23 protein-coding genes are annotated in these 20298 nt (G+C 72.9%); 10 read left to right on the forward strand and 13 right to left on the reverse strand.

Features of this window, described 5'->3' with window-relative positions; translation table 11 throughout:
- Nucleotides 1–88 precede the first annotated feature (88 nt).
- Complete coding sequence (locus AB0C04_RS04010) at nucleotides 89–751, reverse strand: methyltransferase domain-containing protein (RefSeq protein WP_357047875.1); 663 nt, start codon at nucleotides 749–751, stop codon at nucleotides 89–91.
- A gap of 175 nt (nucleotides 752–926) precedes the next feature.
- Entirely contained in the window at nucleotides 927–1775 is an 849-nt protein-coding gene (locus AB0C04_RS04015; RefSeq protein WP_357047878.1) for an SDR family oxidoreductase, read from the reverse strand.
- 117 nt (nucleotides 1776–1892) lie between these two features.
- Here AB0C04_RS04015 and AB0C04_RS04020 point away from each other — a divergent pair, with 117 nt between their 5' ends.
- On the forward strand, nucleotides 1893–2246 hold the full coding sequence (locus AB0C04_RS04020) for a helix-turn-helix domain-containing protein (protein ID WP_357047881.1): 354 nt from the start codon (nucleotides 1893–1895) through the stop codon (nucleotides 2244–2246).
- A 270-nt stretch (nucleotides 2247–2516) separates the two neighbouring features.
- Here AB0C04_RS04020 and AB0C04_RS04025 read toward each other — a convergent pair whose 3' ends face one another.
- Together AB0C04_RS04025 and AB0C04_RS04030 are read right to left on the reverse strand one after the other, a co-directional pair.
- Entirely contained in the window at nucleotides 2517–3119 is a 603-nt protein-coding gene (locus AB0C04_RS04025) for an ATP-dependent Clp protease proteolytic subunit (RefSeq protein WP_350867660.1), read from the reverse strand.
- A 134-nt stretch (nucleotides 3120–3253) separates the two neighbouring features.
- Complete coding sequence (locus AB0C04_RS04030; RefSeq protein ID WP_357047884.1) at nucleotides 3254–3748, reverse strand: helix-turn-helix transcriptional regulator; 495 nt, start codon at nucleotides 3746–3748, stop codon at nucleotides 3254–3256.
- A 256-nt stretch (nucleotides 3749–4004) separates the two neighbouring features.
- Between AB0C04_RS04030 and AB0C04_RS04035 the strand changes: the two genes are divergently transcribed.
- Complete coding sequence (locus tag AB0C04_RS04035) at nucleotides 4005–5018, forward strand: potassium channel family protein (RefSeq protein WP_357047887.1); 1014 nt, start codon at nucleotides 4005–4007, stop codon at nucleotides 5016–5018.
- 42 nt (nucleotides 5019–5060) lie between these two features.
- On the opposite strand, the gene AB0C04_RS04040 is transcribed toward AB0C04_RS04035, so the two are convergent.
- Nucleotides 5061–5549 carry a MarR family winged helix-turn-helix transcriptional regulator gene (locus tag AB0C04_RS04040; RefSeq protein ID WP_357047891.1) on the reverse strand — a complete coding sequence of 163 codons (489 nt, stop codon included), beginning with the start codon at nucleotides 5547–5549 and terminating at the stop codon, nucleotides 5061–5063.
- An 84-nt stretch (nucleotides 5550–5633) separates the two neighbouring features.
- Between AB0C04_RS04040 and AB0C04_RS04045 the strand changes: the two genes are divergently transcribed.
- On the forward strand, nucleotides 5634–6281 hold the full coding sequence (locus AB0C04_RS04045) for an NAD(P)H-dependent oxidoreductase (RefSeq protein ID WP_357047894.1): 648 nt from the start codon (nucleotides 5634–5636) through the stop codon (nucleotides 6279–6281).
- A 79-nt stretch (nucleotides 6282–6360) separates the two neighbouring features.
- Here the strand turns inward: AB0C04_RS04045 and AB0C04_RS04050 are convergent, their stop codons facing one another.
- From AB0C04_RS04050 to AB0C04_RS04060, 3 genes are all read right to left on the reverse strand, one after another.
- Nucleotides 6361–7395, reverse strand: a complete 1035-nt coding sequence (locus AB0C04_RS04050) for a 2-oxoacid:ferredoxin oxidoreductase subunit beta (RefSeq protein WP_357047897.1) — start codon at nucleotides 7393–7395, stop codon at nucleotides 6361–6363.
- Nucleotides 7388–9235 carry a 2-oxoacid:acceptor oxidoreductase subunit alpha gene (locus AB0C04_RS04055; protein ID WP_357047900.1) on the reverse strand — a complete coding sequence of 616 codons (1848 nt, stop codon included), beginning with the start codon at nucleotides 9233–9235 and terminating at the stop codon, nucleotides 7388–7390. Before AB0C04_RS04055 ends, AB0C04_RS04050 begins: the two co-directional genes overlap by 8 nt.
- Before the next feature lie 313 nt (nucleotides 9236–9548).
- Complete coding sequence (locus AB0C04_RS04060; RefSeq protein WP_357047903.1) at nucleotides 9549–10979, reverse strand: hypothetical protein; 1431 nt, start codon at nucleotides 10977–10979, stop codon at nucleotides 9549–9551.
- Between the two features lie 128 nt (nucleotides 10980–11107).
- On the opposite strand from AB0C04_RS04060, the gene ndhC reads away from it, so the two are divergent.
- Nucleotides 11108–11485, forward strand: coding sequence for an NADH-quinone oxidoreductase subunit A (ndhC, locus tag AB0C04_RS04065; protein ID WP_357047906.1), 378 nt, complete (start codon nucleotides 11108–11110; stop codon nucleotides 11483–11485).
- A gap of 104 nt (nucleotides 11486–11589) precedes the next feature.
- Here ndhC and folP read toward each other — a convergent pair whose 3' ends face one another.
- Nucleotides 11590–12459 (reverse strand): dihydropteroate synthase, encoded by an 870-nt coding sequence (folP, locus tag AB0C04_RS04070; RefSeq protein ID WP_357047909.1) that lies wholly within the window; start codon nucleotides 12457–12459, stop codon nucleotides 11590–11592.
- Between the two features lie 150 nt (nucleotides 12460–12609).
- Between folP and AB0C04_RS04075 the strand changes: the two genes are divergently transcribed.
- A complete protein-coding gene (locus AB0C04_RS04075; protein WP_357047912.1) occupies nucleotides 12610–13170 on the forward strand; it encodes a DivIVA domain-containing protein in 561 nt (186 codons plus the stop codon).
- Nucleotides 13167–13664 carry an SRPBCC family protein gene (locus AB0C04_RS04080; RefSeq protein WP_357047915.1) on the forward strand — a complete coding sequence of 166 codons (498 nt, stop codon included), beginning with the start codon at nucleotides 13167–13169 and terminating at the stop codon, nucleotides 13662–13664. Before AB0C04_RS04075 ends, AB0C04_RS04080 begins: the two co-directional genes overlap by 4 nt.
- 29 nt (nucleotides 13665–13693) lie before the next feature.
- Here AB0C04_RS04080 and AB0C04_RS04085 read toward each other — a convergent pair whose 3' ends face one another.
- On the reverse strand, nucleotides 13694–14593 hold the full coding sequence (locus AB0C04_RS04085; RefSeq protein ID WP_357047918.1) for a sterol desaturase family protein: 900 nt from the start codon (nucleotides 14591–14593) through the stop codon (nucleotides 13694–13696).
- A 143-nt stretch (nucleotides 14594–14736) separates the two neighbouring features.
- Here AB0C04_RS04085 and AB0C04_RS04090 point away from each other — a divergent pair, with 143 nt between their 5' ends.
- Nucleotides 14737–15318, forward strand: a complete 582-nt coding sequence (locus AB0C04_RS04090; protein WP_357047921.1) for a DNA-3-methyladenine glycosylase I — start codon at nucleotides 14737–14739, stop codon at nucleotides 15316–15318.
- Between the two features lie 13 nt (nucleotides 15319–15331).
- Nucleotides 15332–15952 carry a hypothetical protein gene (locus AB0C04_RS04095; protein WP_357047924.1) on the forward strand — a complete coding sequence of 207 codons (621 nt, stop codon included), beginning with the start codon at nucleotides 15332–15334 and terminating at the stop codon, nucleotides 15950–15952.
- A 32-nt stretch (nucleotides 15953–15984) separates the two neighbouring features.
- On the opposite strand, the gene AB0C04_RS04100 is transcribed toward AB0C04_RS04095, so the two are convergent.
- Complete coding sequence (locus AB0C04_RS04100) at nucleotides 15985–16776, reverse strand: enoyl-CoA hydratase-related protein (protein WP_357047927.1); 792 nt, start codon at nucleotides 16774–16776, stop codon at nucleotides 15985–15987.
- A 4-nt stretch (nucleotides 16777–16780) separates the two neighbouring features.
- Nucleotides 16781–17599: a PaaX family transcriptional regulator C-terminal domain-containing protein gene (locus AB0C04_RS04105; protein ID WP_357047930.1), complete on the reverse strand. Its 819-nt coding sequence runs from the start codon at nucleotides 17597–17599 to the stop codon at nucleotides 16781–16783.
- A gap of 190 nt (nucleotides 17600–17789) precedes the next feature.
- Between AB0C04_RS04105 and AB0C04_RS04110 the strand changes: the two genes are divergently transcribed.
- The gene (locus AB0C04_RS04110; protein WP_007455245.1) at nucleotides 17790–17957 is read left to right on the forward strand and encodes a DUF3117 domain-containing protein; all 168 of its coding nucleotides are present in this window, start codon (nucleotides 17790–17792) and stop codon (nucleotides 17955–17957) included.
- Between the two features lie 149 nt (nucleotides 17958–18106).
- Entirely contained in the window at nucleotides 18107–19579 is a 1473-nt protein-coding gene (locus AB0C04_RS04115; protein WP_357047933.1) for a leucyl aminopeptidase family protein, read from the forward strand.
- A 49-nt stretch (nucleotides 19580–19628) separates the two neighbouring features.
- On the opposite strand, the gene AB0C04_RS04120 is transcribed toward AB0C04_RS04115, so the two are convergent.
- Complete coding sequence (locus AB0C04_RS04120; RefSeq protein WP_350867627.1) at nucleotides 19629–20201, reverse strand: O-methyltransferase; 573 nt, start codon at nucleotides 20199–20201, stop codon at nucleotides 19629–19631.
- Between the last annotated feature and the right edge of the window lie 97 nt (nucleotides 20202–20298).

The raw sequence follows: 20298 nt of genomic DNA on the forward strand, positions 1-20298 counted from the left end.
TCCCGCGATCAGGATTCCCCGCTCGGTGGCCCCGCCCGGACCCGGGCGGCCGGCGCAGGCGAGGCCCGCACCGGGAGGCGGACGTTCGTCAGGGCCCGGGCTTGCGGGCCAGCAGGTACGCCTGCGGCGTCTTCTCCGTACCGCCGGCGTACGGCTCGGGCTCGCGGACGAGCTGCGCCCGCAGCGTGAAGCCGGCATCGGTCAGCAGCGCCGCGACCTGCTCCGGCCGGCGCCGGCGGAAGGTCAGCGACAGCGGCTGGCCGAACCCCTCGGTGCGGATCACCGGTTCGTCGCCGACCTGGAAGACCATGGCCAGGTGGCCGCCCGGGGCGAGGGCCCGGTGGAAGCCGGCGAAGGTCGCCGGCAACAGCTCGTCGGGGACGTGGATGATCGAGTACCAGGCCGTGATGCCGGCGAGACCGCTCTCGGGCAGGTCGAGCGCGGTCATCGAGCCCTCGTCGAAGCGCAACTCGGGATGGTTGCGGCGGGCCACCGCCAGCATCCCGGGTGAGAGGTCGATGCCGAACGCCGCCAGCCCGAGCCCGCTGAGGTAGCCGGTCACCGCGCCGGTCCCGCAGCCGATGTCGGCGACCGGACCACCACCGGTCCGCTGCACCAGTTCGGCGAAGGCGGTGAGGACGGCCCGGTCCCACGGCTTGCTGGTCAGCTCGTCGCGGAACTGGGCGGCGATTTCGGTGGCCACGGCGTCGTAGGACGTCCGGGTCTCGCGGAGGAAGTCCGGTTCGATCATTCCGGGCAGGCTACGCCGGGCCGCCCGTTGGCCGAGGGCCGGCCGTCCGCCTTCGTGACGGGCGCGGGACGCCACCGGCGGCTCGGCGTAAGCGGGACGGCACGGCCGGCTCGGCGGGCACCCGGAACGGCGCCGCCCCGCCCGCGACGGCGAGCGGGGCGGCGAGAGGGAAGGCTCAGAGCGCGGCGCGGATGGCCTCGGCCAGGGTGACCGGCGGACGGCCGAGCAGCCGGGCCAGGTCGTCGCCCTCGACCTCCAGCTCGCCCAGGGCGAGCCCACGGTCACCGTCGGCGAGAACGGCGGCGAAGTCGGCGGGTACGCCGGCGCCGACCAGCATCTCGACGTACTTCTCCTCGGGAAGGTCGGTGTAGCTCACCTCGCGGCCGGCCTGCCGGGACAGCTCCTCGGCCAGCCCGGTCAGGGTGAACGGTGCGCCACCCAGCTCGTACGCCCGGTTGGCGTGGCCCTCGGTGGTGACCACCGCGGCGGCGGCCTCGGCGTAGTCGGCCCGGGCGGCCGCGCTGACCCGACCGTCGCCGGCCGCACCGGCGATGCCGTACCGCAGGTAGGTGGGGATCTGCGGCAGGTAGTTCTCGAAGTACCAGCTGTTGCGCAGGAAGACGTACGGCAGGCCGGAGGCGACGATCTCCTGCTCGACGCCGCGGTGCTCGGTGGCGAGGACCAGGCTGGAGGTGTCCGCCTTGGTGATGCTGGTGTAGGCGATCAGGCTGACGCCGGCCTGCTTGGCGGCGGCCGCCACGTTGCGGGCCTGCTCCACCCGGCGGCCGAGTTCGGTGCCGGAGACGAACACCACCTTGTCGGCGCCGGCGAAGGCTGCGCGCAGCGACGCGGGGTCGTTGTAGTCGGCCTGCCGTACGGTCACCCCGCGCTCGGCGAGGTCGGCGAGTCGGCTGGTGTCCCGGCCGAGCGCCACGATCTCGGCGGCGGGTACGCCCCGGTTGAGCAGCGATTCCACGGTGAGCCGGCCGAGGTGGCCGGTGGCGCCGGTGACGGCGATGGACATGCGAACTCCCTCTAGAAAGTGGGTCGGACCTCAGCTGCAACGGGAAGCCAGCCGGGTCACTTCCCGTTGGAGAGTAGGCACCTTGAAGTGCGTAACTCACCGTGGGAGAGTGAACGCGTGGAACCGGACCTCTACGACCGCAAGTGCGGTAGTCGGCAGGTGCTCGACCGGATCGGCGACCGGTGGAGCGTCCTGGTGGTGCTCGTCCTCGCCGACGGCACGAAGCGCTACGGCGACCTGGCCAAGCGCATCGACGGGGTGAGCCAGAAGATGCTCACCCAGACGTTGCGCGCGTTGGAGCGCGACGGGCTGGTCACCCGCGAGGTGCACGCCTCCGTGCCGCCCCGGGTCGACTACGCCCTCACCGACCTGGGGCGCAGCCTGCTCGACCTGCTCTCCGGGCTCCAGGCGTGGGCCACCACCAACCTCGGCGAGGTGGAGGCGGCCCGGGTCCGCTACGACTCCAGGTGATGTAACGAGATTTGGCGGGAAGACGCTACGTCGCCAGCGCGGGCGCGGAATTCCCGACGCGAATAGGCTCCGTCGTATCGAGAACCGCCAGATCGTGGCACTCCCACGGCCGGGGTGTCGGACGCGAGTGAGGGGGCGTGTCCGCCGCCGCCGCCGGGCGGGTGCCCATCGACGTCTCGCCGCCCAGCGGAGGATCCGCGTCGCGCGACACTGCTCGCCACTCGGGGTGCGACGGCGGCCGGCGGGACCATCGCCGGCCGCCGTCGCGGCTCAGCCCACCGGCAGCTGCTCGGACTGGCTGATCACCTGATCGATCAGTCCGTACTCCCGGGCCTGCTCGGCGGTGAACCAGCGGTCCCGGTCCCAGTCGCGCTGGATCTCCGCCAACGTCCGCCCGCTGTGCTGGGCGATCAACTCCTGCATGGTCCGCTTCACGTGCAGCATGTTCTCGGCCTGGATGGTGATGTCCGCGGCCGTGCCGCCCATCCCGCCCGACGGCTGATGCATCATGATCCGCGAATGCGGCAGGGAGTATCGCTTGCCGGCCGCGCCGGCACAGAGCAGGAACTGCCCCATCGAGCCGGCGAAGCCGAGCGCCAGGGTCGCCACATCGTTGCGGACGTAGCGCATGGTGTCGTAGACCGCCATGCCCGCGGTCACCGAGCCGCCCGGCGAGTTGATGTAGAGGAAGATGTCCCGCTCGGGATCCTCGGCGGCGAGCAGCAGGATCTGCGCGCAGATCTGATTCGCCGAGGCGTCGGTCACCTCGGTGCCGAGGAAGACGATCCGCTCCTTCAGCAGCCGCTCGAACACCTGGTCACCGAAGGACGGCTGCCCGCCGTCCAGCATCCGCACGCCGCCATAGCCGATCATCACGTCCGCCTTCCACCGTGCCGGCGGGCGGCGGAACCGCCCGGGATACCGGCCTCTCCAGCGTGCGCGCGGTGGTGGCGGAGGCCCAGCGATTCTGCCGGCGGCGAATCTGCCGCCGGCAGAACCGGCCAGGCCTAGACGGTGGTCAGCCGCCGCCGGCCCGACCGGGCCTGTCCGCAGCGCAGCAGGTCGGCGGTACGCGGACCGGGGCGCCCGGCCGGCGCCGGCCCGAACCCGCCGACGCGCAGCGTGGGACCACCGGCCCGAGGGCCGCGGTGCAGCATCGCCCCGGGGGTACGCGGACCGACCCGGACGGTCGGCCCCTGCTCGCCCAGGGCGGTTGGGACGCGCTCCAACTGGGCCAGCCCGACGCGGGGCGTGGCGGGGATCCGCGGCTCGACCTGGCGCAGGTCGTCCCGGGCCTCCTCGAGCAGTTCGGAGAGGTGGATGCCGAGCGCCCGGCAGATCGCCGCGAGCACCTCGGAGGAGGCCTCCTTGCGACCGCGCTCGACCTCGGACAGGTAGGGCACGGAGACCCCGGCGACCTCGGCCACCTCGCGCAGCGTGCGGCCCTGGCGCAGCCGCAGCCGACGCAGCACCCCACCGATCACCCGTCGCAGTAACGACATGCCGGCCTCACTCTCACGGTCGTCGTCCCGGGGACACCCCCATCATGCCCGCTGTCACCGGTCCGGGCCGCCCCGGACCGCTGACCGGCCCGCCTCGGTCCGCGGCGACCCGGGTCCGGGACGCCGCAGGCCGGCGCCTCCTCCACGGCCTTTCAGTCGGCGGGCTGGTTGCCCGGGTCGCGACCCGGACGTGCGGATCGCGGCGTAACCGCTATGTTGTGGGCGTGCAGGCGACGGCGGCGGAGCAGGTTCGACGGTGATCCATTTTCCCGCGCAGCGTCGGGGTCCACTCAGCGCGCTCAGCCTGCGGTTGGCCGCCGCGCTCGGCCTGGTCTTCGCCACCGTCGCGGTGGTCTATCTCGACCGGGGCGGCTACCGCGACGTCAACGAGGACGGCATCACCCTGCTCGACTGCTTCTACTACACGGTGGTGACCCTCTCGACCACCGGCTACGGGGACATCACCCCGTTCAGCCCGAGCGCCCGGTTGATCAACGTCCTGTTCATCACGCCCGCCCGGGTGCTCTTCCTGATCATCCTGGTCGGCACCACCCTGGAAGTCCTGACCGAGCAGTACCGGACCGGCCGTCGGCTGACCCGGTGGAGGAAAACCGTGAAGGACCACGTCATCATCTGCGGCTACGGCACCAAGGGCCGCAGCGCGGTCTCCGCCCTGCTGGAGAACGGGCTCGACAAGTCGCGGATCATCGTCGTCGAGCGCAACGGCGCGGCGCTGCGGCAGGCCACCTCGGCCGGGCTGGTCGCGATCGAGGGCTCGGCCACCCGTTCGGCGACGCTGAACGAGGCGCACATCCGGACGGCCAAGGCCGTGATCATCGCGACCGACAGCGACGACGCGTCGGTCCTGGTGGCGCTGACCGTACGGCAGCTCACCGCGGGCCAGGTGCGGATCATCGCGGCGGCGCGGGAGGCGGAGAACGCCCCGCTGCTCAAGCAGAGCGGCGCGCACCACGTGATCGTCTCCTCGGCCACCGCCGGCCGGCTGCTGGGCCTCTCCACCTCCGCCCCGCCGCTGATCGACGTCGTCGAGGACCTGCTCACCCCCGGGCAGGGGATGGCGCTGGCCATGCGGTCGGCCGAGCGCGACGAGGTGGGCCGTTCACCACGTGAGCTGGACTCGCTGGTCATCGCCCTGGTGCGCCGGGGCAAGGTGGTCACCCTGGCCGACCGGGCCGGCGCGGTCATCGAGACCGGGGACATGCTGGTGCACGTCCGGGACGACCGGCCGCGGTCGACGGCCACCGTCTGATCGCCAATTCGGCCCGCCCTCCGGGACTGCCGGAGCGACCGCTCAGCAGACGGCGTCGCCGTTCGGGTCCAGCTCGGCGACCTCGGCGCAGGTCACCTCTCTCCCGCTGATCGCCCGGCGGAGCAGGTCGTAGAGGGTCTCGCGCTCGGCCGGCTCCAGCGCGCCGAGGACGTCGTCCTCGGCGACGACGAGGGCGCACTCGGCTTCGCGGAGGCGTTTCGCGCCGGCCTCGGTGAGGCTCACCACGTGCCGGCGGCGGTCCTCGAGTGAGCGCCGCCGCTCGACCAGGCCCGTCGCTTCCAGGTCGTTGAGCAGCCCGACGACGTTCGTGCTGTCGATCTGCAGGGAGCTGGCGAGCCCCTGCTGGCTGATGCCGGCGGCGTCCCGCAGCACGGTGAGGGCGACCAGGTGCCGGGGTCGCAGGCCCAGCGGCGCCAGCACCGATTCCGACCTGAGCCGCATCCGTCGGGCCAGGTAGTCGAGCAGCGCGCCGGAGCGGCGTTCCGACTGCTCAACCGGCCCTACAGACATGTGACTCAGTTTACCCCTGCCGCAGAACGTCGGTCTGCTATAAATAGTTTGTGTCACGCAAACGATCTGTGGAGGGCTAGTTAAATGCCACACCTGTTGCACATCGACTCGAGCATCCGGGGCGAGCACTCGGTCAGCCGACAGCTCACCGCTCGCGCCGCTGCCGTCTGGCGTGCCGCCCACCCGGACGGCACCGTGACCTACCGGGACCTCGGCAAGCAGCCGCTGCCCCACCTGGACGAGGCCGGCGGCCTGGCGCGGATGGTGCCGCCCGACCAGCACACCCCGGAGCAGCGCGCCTCCTGGCAGCTGACCGAGCACCTGGTCGACGAGGTCAAGCGGGCCGACACCGTGCTGCTGGGCCTGCCGCTCTACAACTACGGCGCGCCGAGCAGCGTGAAGACCTGGGTCGACCACCTGATCGCACCCGGCATCGCGTACGACCCGGCGACCGGCGCCGGCCTGCTCGGCGACCGTGAGTTCATCGTGTTGGCCAGCCGCGGTGGCGGCTACAGCGCGGGCACCCCGCGCGAGGGTTGGGACCACGCCGAGCCGTGGCTTCCGCACGGCATGTCGCAGACCGGCCTGGAGCCGCGCTTCATCGCCGCCGAGCTGACCCTCGCGCCGGTGGTCCCGGCGATGGCCGAGCTGGTCGGCCTGCACGAGGAGAGCCTCGCGGCGGCCGAGCGGGCCATCGACGAGCTCTGGACGGCGGCCCCGGCGGCGGTCTGACCGGCGCCGCTTCTGCGGTACGACGAGAGGGGGCCGTTCCCCGACGGGAACGGCCCCCTCTGCGGTCGACGGGTGCGGGTCACATGATGGTCCAGGTGTCCCCGCTGCCCAGCAGGGCGGAAAGCTGCTGCTCGGGGGTCTCGGTGACCTCCGCCCGGGCGGCGGCGAGCTGGTCCTGCACCGTGCTGTCGTAGGACGGCCGGTCCACCGAGCGGAACACGCCGATCGGGGTGTTGCGCAGGTCGAGGCCGGGCAGCCGGGAGAGCGCGAACGCGTACGCCGGGTCGTTGACCGTCGCGTCGTGCACGACGATCTCGTCGGGGCCGGTGTTCGCCGTCTCCCGGACCTCCAGGCCGAACCCGCCGGGCGGGTGCACGACGCAGAACTGGCCGTCCTTGCCGAAGGTGATCGGCTGCCCGTGCTCCAGCCGGATCAGGAAGTCGTCCCGGGTGCCCGGATCCTTCAGCTGGTCGAAGGCGCCGTCGTTGAAGATGTTGCAGTTCTGGTAGATCTCCACGAACGCCGAGCCCTGGTGCTCGGCGGCGGCCCGGAGCACCGACTGGAGGTGCTTGCGGTCGGAGTCGATGGTGCGCCCCACGAAGGTCGCCTCGGCGCCGAGCGCCAGCGAGAGCGGGTTGAAGGGCGAGTCGGCCGAGCCGACCGGCGTCGACTTGGTGATCTTGCCGAGCTCCGAGGTGGGCGAGTACTGCCCCTTGGTCAGCCCGTAGATCCGGTTGTTGAAGAGCAGGATCTTGAGGTTGACGTTGCGGCGCAGCGCGTGGATCAGGTGGTTGCCGCCGATCGAGAGGGCGTCACCGTCACCGGTCACCACCCAGACCGAGAGGTCCGGCCGGGTGACCGACAGGCCGGTGGCGATCGCCGGGGCCCGGCCGTGAATCGAGTGCATCCCGTAGGTGTTCATGTAGTACGGGAAGCGCGACGAGCAGCCGATCCCGGAGACGAAGACCGTCCGCTCGCGGGGGATGTTCAGCTCTGGCATGAACTGCTGGATGGCGGCCAGGATCGCGTAGTCACCGCAGCCGGGGCACCAGCGCACCTCCTGGTCGGACTTGAAGTCCTTGGCGGTGAGCTTGAGGGCGACGGGCTCAGACATTCTTCAGGACCTCTTCCAGCATCGTCTCCAGCTCGGCGGCCGTGAACGGCAGGCCGCGGACCTGGTTGTAGCCGATCGCGTCGACCAGGTACTTCGCCCGGATCACGTGGGCGAGCTGGCCGAGGTTCATCTCGGGGATGACCACGCGGTCGTAGGAGCGCAGCACCGTGCCGAGGTTCGCCGGCATCGGGGCGAGGTGCCGCAGGTGCGCCTGGGCGATGGAGAGCCCACGCTGGCGCAGGCCGCGGCAGGCGGCGCCGATCGGCCCGTACGTCGAGCCCCAGCCGAGCACCAGCACCCGGGCGTCGCCGTCCGGGTCCTCGACCTCGACGTCCGGCACCGGGATGGTCTCGATCCGGGCCGCCCGGGTGCGCACCATGAAGTCGTGGTTCGCCGGGTCGTACGAGATGTCGCCGGTCTTGTCGGCCTTCTCCAGCCCGCCGATCCGGTGCTCCAGCCCCGGCGTGCCCGGGATGGCCCACGGTCGGGCCAGGGTCTCCGGGTCGCGAAGGTAGGGCAGGAAGGTCGTGCCGTCCTCGCCGTTGGGCGCGGTGGCGAACTCGACCCGCAGGTCGGGCAGGGACTCCACGTCGGGCAGCAGCCACGGCTCGGAGCCGTTGGCGACGTAGTTGTCCGACAGCAGGATCACCGGGGTGCGGTAGGTGAGCGCGATCCGGGCGGCCTCCAGCGCGGCGTGGAAGCAGTCCGACGGGGACTTCGGGGCGATCACCGCCACCGGGGCCTCGCCGTGCCGGCCGTAGAGCGCCATGTTGAGGTCGGCCTGCTCGGTCTTGGTCGGCATGCCCGTCGACGGACCGGCCCGCTGCACGTCGACGATGACCAGCGGCAGCTCCAGCGCCACGGCCAGGGAGATCGTCTCGCTCTTCAGCGCCACACCCGGGCCACTGGTGGTGGTGACGCCGAGTGACCCGCCGTAGGCGGCGCCGAGTGCCGCCCCGACCGCGGCGATCTCGTCTTCGGCCTGCATGGTGAGCACGCCCAACTTCTTGTGCTTGCTCAGCTCGTGCAGGATGTCCGAGGCCGGCGTGATCGGGTAGGCGCCGAGGAACACCGGCAGCCCGGAGCGGACCCCGGCGGCGACCAGGCCGAGCGAGAGCGCGGCGTTGCCGGTGATGTTGCGGTAGGTGCCCGGCTGCATCTTCGCCGGCTTGACCTCGTAGCGGACCGCGAAGTCCTCGGTGGTCTCGCCGAAGTTCCAGCCGGCCCGGAAGGCGGCGATGTTCGCGGCGACCAGCTCCGGCCGGGCGGCGAACTTGCGCTCCAGGAACCGCAGCGTCGACTCGTAGGGCCGGGAGTACATCCAGGAGAGCAGGCCGAGCGCGAACATGTTCTTGGCCCGCTCGGCGTCCTTCTTGGACACCTCCTGCGCGGCGAGGGCGCCGATCGTCATCGAGGTCAGCGCGACCGGGTGTACGACGTAGCCGGCGAGCGAGTCGTCGTCGAGCGGGCTGACCTGGTAGCCCACCTTGGCCAGGTTGCGCTTGGTGAACTCGTCGGTGTTGACGATGATGTCCGCGCCTCGGGGCAGGTCGGCCAGGTTGGCCTTGAGCGCGGCCGGGTTCATCGCCACCAGCACGTTCGGCGCGTCACCAGGGGTGAGGATGTCGTAGTCGGCGAAGTGCACCTGGAAGCTGGAGACGCCGGGCAGCGTCCCGGCGGGGGCGCGGATCTCGGCGGGAAAGTTGGGCAGTGTCGAGATGTCGTTGCCGAGCTGGGCCGTCTCCGAGGTGAACCGGTCGCCGGTCAGTTGCATGCCGTCGCCGGAGTCGCCGGCGAACCGGATGACCACCCGGTCGAGTTGACGGATCTGCTTGGTCACGCCTGCACCTCGCTTCGCTGCGCGCGGTTGCGCGGGCGGCTCGACATGATGGTGACCCCGCCTTGCCCGGCCACGTGACCTCCTTGACGCACCGCTGCACCGCGCCGGCCGTGACTGCCGGCCCGCTGTGGTTTCTCCCCTGAGAGCCTACGTCGGATCGACCCGTCACCTTCCCAGGAGGTTCGCCGACTGGGACCGAATCGGGGGGTGAAATTCACCTTTTAGTGGTGATTAGCCCCTCGCGCCGTAATCGAGATCACCGTCCGCCGATGCTCCAGCCCGGAATGTGCCCGCCGATCCGGGGCTCCGCCGCTCACTCCTGGGTCGCGGGCGACCGCCCCGGGTCGGTCACCGGCTCGGCGAGCCGGCGGCGCAGCGACGTGGTGGCCAGCCAGAGCGCCAGTACGACCAGCAGGGCCGAGACCACGATGAGGATGATCGCGGTGCGCTGCACCGAGCCGGCCCCGTCGCCGCCCGTGTCGGCGTCGCCGGCGCCCAGCACGCCCTGTGAACCGGTCGGCGCGGGTGCCGCGGCCACCGGGGTGGCCAGCGCCGCCGCCGCGGTGATCCGGAAGCTCATCTGCACCTGCCGGGTCCGGCCGCTGCGGGGGTCGAGCTGGCCGACGACCGCACCCGACAGCGGGGCGTCCCGCTGTGCGTCCGGTGTCGCCTCGACCGGGAGGCGCAGCTCGGCGCGTCCTCCGGCGGGTATCGCGCCCACGTCGCAGCGGGTCCGGGTCTCCTCGACCGCGACGCAGCCCGCGGGTGGTGCCGGCACGGTGACCCCGGCCGGGAGGACCACGTCGACCCGCCCGGTGGCGTCGACCTTGCCGGTGTTGCCGAGCCGCACGCCGAGCTCGCTCGCCGCCCCGCTGATGTCGAAGGCGACCTCGTCGGCGTGCAACGCGATGCCCGGCGCCGGCGGGCCCGGCGGGAAGAGCACCGCGAACCCCTCGTTGTCGCTCACCGCGCCGGTCACCCCGGGGGCGCTGGCGGTGACCGCCACCGAGCCGCTCAGCGGCATCCGTCGCCAGGCGGTGCCGGAGATCCGGACCCGGACCAGGGTGCTGAACCGGGCTCCCGCCGCGGCCGTCCACTCACCGCAGCGGTACGCGCCACCGCCGCTGGCCGCGCAGCCCTCGGTGCCGGCGTCGGTCAGCCCGGCGGGCAGCGTGTAGGAGAGTCGGATCCGCTCGGCGGTGGTGCCGGTGTTGGTCACCGTGACCCGCAGGGTGGTGTTCGTGCTGGCCGCGTTCCAGTAGCCGCTGCTCAGGGTGATGTCCCCGGTGGTGATGCGGATCCCGAGCGGGTGCTGTGCCGGGGCGCCGCCGGGCGCCGGCGGTCGGACCGGTGGCACCGGTGGGACCGGCGGCACCGGCGGGCGGCTGGACGTGCCGGCACCCGGCGTCGGCCCGGTGGCCGGCGCCGACGTCTCCGGGGCGCCGGTGGTCGGGGTCGGGTCGGTGGTCGCGGGCGGCGTCGTCTCGGCGGGCGGCTCGATGGTCGGCGGCGGTGTGGTCGGGTCCGGGGCGGTCTCGGTCGGCTCAGCCGTCGGGGTCTCGTCGCCCGGGTCCTCCGCCGGATCGGTGGCTGACGCGACCGGGCTGGCCTCCGGGACGGCCGCCGTGGCCCAGCCCGGCACGACCGCGATCGCGGTCAGCAGGCCGAGCGTGAGCGACATCGCCAGCAGGGGCGCGCTGCGGCCACGCGCCCGTCGTCCGGGGGGTACGTCCACGCTGGCCATCTGTCCTCCGGTACGACGGGTCAGGTCCAATATTCGGTAACGCTTGCCCCGCGGCACTAGTCCCAGTCGGAAACAAATCCGTAACGTGTTCGATACGTGCCCGCGGACCGGACGGTAGGCTGCCGACCGTGACCGGTTACCTGGGCTCGTACGCGACGCTCGGGCTCCTGCTGCTCGCCAGCGTCCTCTTCTTCGTTACGGCGTTCTCGGCCAATCGGATGTTACGTCCTGGCCGTCCGGCTGATCCACCCGGCAAACGGACCAGCTATGAGTGCGGGCTGGACCCGGTCGGCGGCGACTGGGCGCAGATGCAGATCCGCTACTACGTCTACGCCTACCTCTACGTGCTCTTCGCGGTCGAGGCGGTGTTCCTGTTCCCCTGGGCGGTGGTCTTCGACCGGCCCGGGTTCGGCCTGGTCACGGTCGTCGAGATGGCGATCTTCGTGGCGGTGCTGGCGCTGGGCATCCTGTACGCCTGGCGTAGGAACATCCTGCGCTGGACCTGACCGCCCCGGCCACCGGCGATCGTGTCGGCCCGGCCGTCCGTTCGCGCCGCCCCGGCGGTCGGTCATGCCCGGCCCACGCCTGATCGGCGGGCGGTCGACGCGGATCAGGCGAGGCCGCGCCGGGTGGCCGCCGGCGGGCGGTCACCCCGGATCGCGGCCACCATGTCGAGCACCCGGCGGGTGGGGCCGACCTGGTGGGCGCGGAACACCCGGGCGCCCAGCCAGGCGGAGACCGCGGTCGCCGCGAGCGTCCCCTCCAGCCGCTCGGCGACCGGCAGGTCCAGCGTCTCGCCGATGAAGTCCTTGTTGGAGAGCGCCACAAGCAGCGGCCATCCGGTGGCGGTGAGTTCGTCCAGCCGCCGGGTGATCTCCAGAGAGTGACGGGTGTTCTTGCCGAAGTCGTGCGCCGGGTCGATCAGGATGCCGTCCCGGCGTACGCCCAGAGCGGCCGCGCGCTCGGCGAGACCGGTGACCGTTGCGACCACGTCGGCCACCACGTCGTCGAAGGCCGCCCGGTGCGGCCGGGTGCGCGGGGCCAGACCGCCGGCGTGCGAGCAGACCAGGCCGGCCCCGGTCTTCGCGGCGACCCCGGCCAGCGCGGGATCCGCACCGGACCAGGTGTCGTTCAGCAGGTCGGCCCCGGCGGCCACCGCCTCCACCGCGACCTCCGCCCGCCAGGTGTCGATGGAGATCACCACGTCCGGGAAGGCGGCCCGGACCGCGGCGATCGTGTCGACCGTGCGCCGGATCTCCTCGGCCACGTCGACGTCGTCACCCGGGCCGGCCTTGACCCCGCCGATGTCGATGATCTCGGCGCCGTCGGCGACGGCCCGCTCCACCGCCCGCAGCGCGCTGTCGGCGGCGAAGGTGGCGCCCCGGTCGAAGAACGAGTCCGGCGTGCGGTTGACGATCGCCATCACCACCAGCTCGCCGGAGGCGAAGGTCCGCCCACCGAGCCGAAGCTCCCCGGCCATCGCGCCTCCCTGAAGATCCACCTGGTCGGCCGCCGCACCGTCGGCCGGTCCCGACGCTAGCCGGTCGATCCGTGTCCCACCCGTGCGGTACACCCGTCCGGCGTGGGTGGCGGGCTCGCTCCGGCCCGGTCGACATGCCACGATCTGTGCATGGGTCAGCTTCTGCTCATGGTGGTCGTGGCGTTGACCGTCGCGGCGGTGGTGTTCGGGGTGACGGTGCTGGTCACCGGTCGGGATCCGGGGCTGATGCCGGCCGAGCCGGACGGCCGGGCCGTGCCGCTGCCGGGCAACCGTCCGCTGCGGGAGTCGGACGTGGGTGAGGCGCGGTTCGACACCGCGCTGCGTGGGTACCGGATGATCCAGGTCGATCAGGCGATGCGCCGGGCCGCCTACGACATCGGCTACAAGTCGGAGCTGATCGGCGTGCTGGAAGCGGAGGTGGCCGCGTTGCGCGAGGGACGGACGGCGGACGCCGACGCGCTGCGCCGGGCGCGCGAGCAGGCGGCGGGCGTCGGGGCGGCCAACGGAGTCGTCTCCGTGCCGGGTGCGGCCACCGGCCCGGCGGCCACCGGCCCAGCGGCCGATGGGCCGGCGGTCGGGCCGGTCACCGTGACGGCGGCGGAGCACGACCCGAATGCCCAGGCGAACGACACGGAGGCGAAGCGCGGGGCGGGGCGGCCCGGCCCGGCGGTGCCGTCGGAGTCGGCGTGACCGAACCGGACGGCGGGGACGGCCTGCGCGAGGCGGCCCAGCCGGGCGCCGGCGAGGTGACCGCCACGGTGATCGTCGACGCTCCGGCGGAACGGGTCTTCGCCGCGCTGCTCGCCTGGGAGCGCCAGTCGGACTGGATCCCGTTCACCCGGGTGCGGGTGGTGGAGGGCGACGGTCGCGAGGGCAGCCTGGTGGAGGCGGTGACCGCGCTGGGGCCGGCCGAGGTGCGCGACGAGATGCGGGTGGTCCGGGTCGACGAGCCCTACGAGATCGGGGTGGTGCACTGCGGCCGGCTGCTGCGCGGCCCGGGCGTGCTGCGCTGCACTCCGCTGGCGCGCGACCGCACCCAGGTGGTGTGGCACGAGTGGTTCCACCTGCCGGGTGGGCCGGCCGGCCGGGTTGCCTGGCCGGTGGTCTGGCCCGGCTCCAAGTACGGCCTGACCCGGGCGCTGCGGAAGTTCGGCCGCCTGGTCGAGCTGGGCCTGCTGCCCTGACCGTCGCCGGGGCCGAGGCGGGTTGCGGCCTACGGTGTTGCTCCGCCGCCGGCCGGTGCCGGTTGCGGCGCCCCGGTGGCCGGCCGGGATGTCTCGGCGGTGGCGGGTTGCCAGCCGGGTGACCGGAACAGGTGCCCGGCCCGGCTGCGCCAACCGGCCGCGGCCCGCAGGTCACGGGCGATCGACACGTACTCGTGGAAGGCCACCCGGACCGGGTTGTGGGTGCCGATGTTCTTGGTCAGGCCGTAGACGCAGCGCTCCCGCTCCGGAGCGAACGTGCCGAAGAGCCGGTCCCAGACGATCAGGATGCCGCCGAAGTTGCGATCCAGGTAGCCGCCCTGCGAGGCATGGTGCACCCGGTGGTGCGACGGGGTGTTGAACACCGCCTCGTACCAGCGCGGCAGCTTGTCGATCCGTTCGGTGTGGATCCAGAACTGGTAGAGCAGGTTGACCGAGCCGCAGAAGGCGACCACGGCCGGGTGCACCCCGGCCAGGATCATCGGGATGTAGAAGACCCAGCTGGTCAGACCGGTCCACGGCTGGCGCAGCGCGGTGGAGAGGTTGAACCGCTGCGACGAGTGGTGCACCACGTGCGAGGCCCAGAGGATCCGGATCACGTGATGGCCGCGGTGCGACCAGTAATAGCTGAAGTCCTGGGCCAGCAGGATCAGCGGCCAGCTCCACCACACCTCGGCGATCCGCAGCGGGGTGAGCGCGTAGAGCAGCGCGTACGCGGCGGCGATCGGGATCTTCCAGAGCAGGTCGGTGAAGACGCTGCCCAGCCCCATCGTCAGGCTGGTGGCGGTGTCGGCGCCGCCGTAGCCGATCTCGTCGTCGTCGCGGTGCAGCAGGTAGGAGATCCGTTCCAGCACGACCAGCAGCAGGAACGCCGGGATCGACCAGGCGATGACGTCCGGGAACTCCTTCATGGGTCGCCTCCCGTGCTCGGTGCCCTCGGCGCGGCCGCGCCCACGGCCGGTGGCCGCACCCCTACCGGTCGGTAACCTGCACGATAGGCAGCCTCCCGCCCGCTGGCAATGGGGTGTCGGAGGTTTGCCCTAGCGTGTAGGCCGTGACTGACCTGGTGATCGGCGCCGACGGGCTGCCGCGCTGCGCCTGGGGGTCGAGCACCCCTGACTACGCCGTCTACCACGACACCGAGTGGGGGCAGCCGCTGCACGGCGACGACGCGCTCTACGAGCGGATGACGCTGGAGGCGTTCCAGTCCGGCCTGTCCTGGCTGACCATCCTGCGCAAGCGTCCGGCGTTCCGGCTGGCCTTCGACGAGTTCCGGATCCCGACCGTCGCCGGCTACGGCGAGGCCGAGGTGACCCGGCTGCTCGCCGACGCGGGCATCGTGCGCAACCGGGCCAAGATCGAGGCCGCGATCGCGAACGCGCGAGCCGCGACCGAGCTGCCCGAGGGGCTCTCCGCGCTGCTCTGGTCGTTCGCGCCGGCACCCCGGCCGGCCCGCCCGGCGTCGTTCGCCGAGCTGTCGGCGATCACCCCGGAGTCCACCGCGATGGCCAAGGCGCTCAAGAAGCGCGGCTTCCGGTTCGTCGGCCCGACCACGGCCTACGCGCTGATGCAGGCCACCGGGATGGTCGACGACCACCTCGCCGGCTGTCACGTCAAGCCCACCGGGACGGCGTGATGAGATTGGCTGCATGACGACCGACATCGCGCACCGGCGGGACGGGACGGGCCGGGCCGCGAGCACCGGTGCCTGGGCCGTGCTGCTGCCCGCCGCCCGCTATGACGCCGAGCGGCTCGTGCACCACGACACCCTCGAGCTGACCGGCCTGGACGAGATCGGGCGACCCCGCCCCGGCGACGAGGTCGCGGTGCTGGCCGACGAGCCACTCCGGCTGGTGGCGCTGGGCCGGGTCGCCGCGCCGACCGGCGCGCGGCCCGAAGACCCGGACGACCCGCAGTCCGACCGGGAGGCGGCGCTGGTGGTGACGTACACCCGGCGGGCTTTCGACGAGCCGGTGCCGGCCGAGCAGCTCGCGCTCGACGGGCCGGTCACCGCCCTCGACCCGGCGGCCTACCGGGCGTTGGCCGACCGGCTCGGTCCGCCGCCCGCGCGACGCACCTGGCTGGTCAGCCTCGACCTGCCGATCGAGGCTGACACCCCGGCCGAGGCGGTCCGGCTGTTCTGGTCCTACGTGCAGGAGCTCGGCCCGCGCGAGCTGCCCGCCTTCGTCTCGCCGGCCGGCGACGAGCTGGCCATGCAGGCGTTCGTGCTCGGCGCCGAGGCCAACCAGGATCCGGAGGAGGACGACTGACCGAGCCGCCCGCTCGGGTCGGGCGCGGCGGCTCAGCGTCCCTCGAAGACCGGCTTCTGCTTGCCGACGAAGGCGAGGGTGGCCGCCCGGTGATCGGTCGTGGCGCCGCAGATCGTCTGTGCCTGGGCCTCGGCGGCCAGGGCGTCGGCGAGGGTGCCGGCGTCGGCGATGGAGAGCTGCCGCTTGATCGCCCCGTAGGCGACGGTGGGGCCGGCGGCGAGCCGGGCGGCCAACTCCTGGGCGGCCGGCAGCACCTGCTCGTCGTCGTCAACCAGGCGGTTCAGCAGCCCGAGCCGGCAGGCCTCCTCGGCGCGGACCGGCTCGGCGAGCATCAGCAGCTCCACCGCCTTGGCGTGGCCGACCAGCCGGGGCAGCGTCCACGAGGCGCCGGTGTCGGCGGCGAGCCCGACCTTGGCGAACGCCATCAGGAAGTTGGTGGTCGGGCCGCCGATCCGGATGTCGGCCAGGAAGGCCAGCGACGCGCCGGCGCCGGCGGCCATCCCGCGCACCGCGGCCACCACCGGCTTCGGCAGGTTGGCCAGCCGGGCGGCGATCGGGTTGTAGTGCGCCCGGACGGTGGCGAGCGGGTCGCCGCTGGTGGACTCCAGGGTCGCCACGTGCTCGCGCAGATCCTGCCCGGCGCTGAACGACCCGCCCGCCCCGGCGAGCACCACGGCCCGGCAGCTCCGGTCGGTCTCCAGCTCGGCCAGGGTGTCCCGGAGCGCCTCCTTGAGCGCCACGTCGAGCGCGTTCATCGCCTTCGGGCGGTTCAGCGTCAGCGTGACGACGGCGTCGGTCCGGTCGACGAGCAGCGGTTCGGTCACGTTTCTAACGACCCTTCTGTCGAACGATGCGGTTGCCGGCGTCGAGACACTGCTCGACGTACCGGTCGGCGGCCGGCCGCAGCCGGGCCGCGTGCCGGTCGAAGAAGCTCGCCGCAGCGGTGCCGGGCCAGCGCTCCGGGAGCAGCGCCGGGGGTAGCTGCGGGTCCCGGAACAGGAAGGTACGCCACGCGTGCACCAGCCGGAACCGGGCGGCGTACGCCTCCTCGTCCCCGCTGCGCACCGTCACCCCGGAGAGCAGCGGGCGTTGCTCGGCGACGAACCGCTCGTAGGCCCGGCCGATCTCGGCCAGGTCCCAGGCGCGGCGGACCACCCCCATCGCGCCCGGTGTGCCGGCGGCGTGCGCCGCAGTGAACCGCTCGTAGCGCACGCCCGCCTCGCTGAGCAGCAGGTCCACGTCCTCACCCGGCCGGGTCGCCACCCAGTTGCACTCGTCGAGCGTGCCGTAGCCGAGGAAGCTGAGGTTCGCGGCGAGCCGCTGGCGTTCCCGCCGCGAGGTCGGCGCCTCCAGCACGAGCAGATCGAAGCGGCCGTCCCAGCCGACCCGGCCGGTCCGGTAGATCCGGGCGGCTGCCTCGTCGAGTCGCCGGGCGGCTTTCGGTGTGATCGAATACCCCGGCCCGGACGCCAGCCGGAGCGGGTCGAGCCAGCCCTGGCGGACCATCCGGGAGACCGCGGTCCGCACGGCCGGCGGGGCGATACCGAGCGGCGCCAACAGCTTGACCAGGGCGGCGACCGGCGCCCGGCCACCCCTCGGTCTGAGGTAGTCGCCGTACAGGTCGAAGAGTGCCGACCGTGCCTGCATGACCGCACATTGTGACAGGCCTTCTCAAGATAAGCTAGATGCTGTTACATCAATGCTGCTTCGGTTTGGGTCCGGCGGTGTTCATCAGGGAAAATCGTTGGTCGACGCCCCGCGGCGGTTGCGGGTGGGTCGTGAAGAAGTGGCTGTGGGGCAACCCACCGACCCTGGTGTAGGTCTGAGGGGAGACAACATGGCGGCGATGAAGCCGCGGACGGGCGACGGTCCGCTGGAAGTCACCAAGGAGGGGCGGGGCATCGTCATGCGGGTCCCGCTGGAGGGCGGTGGCCGGCTCGTCGTCGAGATGACTCCGGACGAGGCCAACGCGCTCGGTGACGCGCTGAAGGCGGCCGCCGGCTGATCGAGGAGCGGCCTGGGCGGCAGCTGCCGCCCGGACGGTTCGTCATACCCTGAGCCACCGGCCCGGCCGGTGGCTCAGGGCTTACCGGCGCGGAGCGCCGTGGGGGCGATCCCCGCTCCGCGATCCCTTTCCTGGAGGTACGGTCCCGCGTGCTCGCCATCCGTCTGGTCGCCGAGCCTCACCGGCTCGACACTCTCGTCCTGCCCCTTCGACCGGCCGGGACGGAGGCGGGCGGAGACGCCCCGACCGTGCCGGTCCCGACCGCGGTGACGCTGCCCGACGGCGTCGCCGACGAGGCCGCCGCACTGGCCCCCGCCGCCCGGCTCACCGGCCGCGCCGGTGAGGTCAGGACCCAGTTCCGCCCGGGGCGGACCCCCGGCGTGCTGGTCCTGATGGGCATCGGCGACGGCGACGAGGGCGATTGGCGGCGTGCGGGCGCCGCGTTGGCCCGTGCCACCACCGATGAGACGCACATCACCATCGCGCTGCCGGCCGACGCGTCCCCGGCCGCGGTCCGAGGGCTCTACGAGGGGCTGCTGCTGGCCTCCTACCGCTTCCGGTTGACCGACGCCGGTGACGCGCCCGCGCTCGCCGGAGTCGACCTGCTGGTCGGCGACCCGGACGCCTACCTGGCCGTGGTCGAGACGGCCCGGACCACCGCCCGGATGACCCGGCTGGCCCGCGATCTGACCAACACGCCCTCGTCGGTGAAGAACCCGGAGTGGTTCGCCGGGCAGGTCGCCGAGGTGGCCGGCGGGACGCCGGACCTGCACCTGCGGGTACGAGAACCGGCCGAGCTGGCGGCCGAGGGCTTCGGCGGCATCCTCGCCGTCGGCGGCGGCTCGGCCAGCGGGCCGCGCCTGGTCGAACTGGACTGGCACCCGGCCGGCGCGAGCACCCACGTGGTGCTGGTCGGCAAGGGCATCACCTTCGACACCGGCGGCATCTCGATCAAGCCGGTGCCGGCGATGAAGCTGATGCGCAAGGACATGGGCGGCGCCGCCGCGGTGGTCGCCGCCACCCTCGGCGCTGCCGCGCTGCGACTGCCCGTCCGGATCACCGCACTCGCCCCGCTGGCCGAGAACATGGTCAGCGGCTCGGCGTTCCGTCCCGGCGACGTCATTCGGCACTACGGCGGGGTGACCAGCGAGTCCACCAACTCCGACGCCGAAGGACGGCTGGTGCTCGCCGATGCGCTCGCCTACGCCGCGGCGCAGCTGAAGCCGGACCTGCTGGTCGACCTGGCCACGCTGACCGGCGCGAACGCCGTGGCGCTGGGCAAGCGCACCGGCGCCCTCTACAGCGAGAACGACCAGCTCGCCGCCGACCTGCTCGCGGCCGGCGAGGCGGCCGGTGAGTCGGCCTGGCGGATGCCGCTACCGGCGGACTACGTCGAGTTCCTGGGCAGCGAGGTGGCTGACCTGTACAGCGCTCCGGAGCCGGCCAAGTCGGTCACCTCCGCCCTCTTCCTGCGCGAGTTCACCGGCGACCTGCGCGACCGTTGGCTGCACGTGGACATGTCCGCGCCGTCCTGGGCGGACGCCGACGACGCGGAGCTGACCAAGGGCGCGACCGGCTGGGGCGTACGGTTCCTGATGCGCTGGCTGGCCACGCTGAGCTGACCGCGCGACGGCGGGCGACCCCGGCGGGCGACGCCCCCGCCGGGGCGGCTCAACACTTGACGGCGGCGAGCAGGCCGTGGCCGACCGGCAGCAGCGCCGGGATCCAGTGCTCCGACTCCCGGACCGCCTTGATGGTCTCCCGGACGGTCACCGTCTCCGCGTCGCGGGCGGCCGGGTCACCGATCCGGCCACCGGCGAGCATGCCGTTGAGCGCGAGCACGCCGCCGGGGCGCAGCAGCCGCAGCGCGGCCTCGACGCAGGCGTGGAAGCCGGTCGCCTCGGCGTCGACGAAGACCAGGTCGTACGCGCCGTCCGCGAGCCGCGGCAGCACGTCGAGCGCCCGGCCGGTGATGATCCGGGTCCGGCCGGAGACGAAGCCCGCCTCGGCGAAGATCCGCCGGGCGATCCGCTGGTGCTCCACCTCGACGTCGATCGTGGTGAGTACGCCGTCCGCGCGCATGCCGCGGAGCAGCCAGACTCCGCTGACCCCGGTCCCGGTGCCGATCTCCACCACCGCGCGGGCGTTGCCGGCGGCGGCGAGCAGCCGCAGCGCGGCGCCCGCACCGGGTGTCACGGCGTCCAGGCCCACCTCGCGGGCGAGGCTGCGGGCGGTGCGCAGCACGAGGTCCTCGGCAACGTACGACTCGGCGAACTGCTGGGCCGGGCTCGTCGAACTGCCAGAACCGGCGACCGTGGCGATGGGGCACCTCCGGGCGGCG

This window comes from Micromonospora sp. NPDC048909 (assembly GCF_040649635.1).
Classification (GTDB): Bacteria; Actinomycetota; Actinomycetes; order Mycobacteriales; family Micromonosporaceae; genus Micromonospora.

Coding starts and splice junctions, on each gene's coding strand:
- AB0C04_RS04010 (WP_357047875.1), bottom strand. CDS start 751: ATGATCGAACCGGACTTCCTCCGCGAGACCCGGACGTCCTACGACGCC.
- AB0C04_RS04015 (WP_357047878.1), bottom strand. CDS start 1,775: ATGTCCATCGCCGTCACCGGCGCCACCGGCCACCTCGGCCGGCTCACC.
- AB0C04_RS04025 (WP_350867660.1), bottom strand. CDS start 3,119: ATGATCGGCTATGGCGGCGTGCGGATGCTGGACGGCGGGCAGCCGTCC.
- AB0C04_RS04030 (WP_357047884.1), bottom strand. CDS start 3,748: ATGTCGTTACTGCGACGGGTGATCGGTGGGGTGCTGCGTCGGCTGCGG.
- AB0C04_RS04040 (WP_357047891.1), bottom strand. CDS start 5,549: ATGTCTGTAGGGCCGGTTGAGCAGTCGGAACGCCGCTCCGGCGCGCTG.
- AB0C04_RS04045 (WP_357047894.1), top strand. CDS start 5,634: ATGCCACACCTGTTGCACATCGACTCGAGCATCCGGGGCGAGCACTCG.
- AB0C04_RS04050 (WP_357047897.1), bottom strand. CDS start 7,395: ATGTCTGAGCCCGTCGCCCTCAAGCTCACCGCCAAGGACTTCAAGTCC.
- AB0C04_RS04060 (WP_357047903.1), bottom strand. CDS start 10,979: ATGGCCAGCGTGGACGTACCCCCCGGACGACGGGCGCGTGGCCGCAGC.
- folP (WP_357047909.1), bottom strand. CDS start 12,459: ATGGCCGGGGAGCTTCGGCTCGGTGGGCGGACCTTCGCCTCCGGCGAG.
- AB0C04_RS04075 (WP_357047912.1), top strand. CDS start 12,610: ATGGGTCAGCTTCTGCTCATGGTGGTCGTGGCGTTGACCGTCGCGGCG.
- AB0C04_RS04085 (WP_357047918.1), bottom strand. CDS start 14,593: ATGAAGGAGTTCCCGGACGTCATCGCCTGGTCGATCCCGGCGTTCCTG.
- AB0C04_RS04095 (WP_357047924.1), top strand. CDS start 15,332: ATGACGACCGACATCGCGCACCGGCGGGACGGGACGGGCCGGGCCGCG.
- AB0C04_RS04105 (WP_357047930.1), bottom strand. CDS start 17,599: ATGCAGGCACGGTCGGCACTCTTCGACCTGTACGGCGACTACCTCAGA.
- AB0C04_RS04110 (WP_007455245.1), top strand. CDS start 17,790: ATGGCGGCGATGAAGCCGCGGACGGGCGACGGTCCGCTGGAAGTCACC.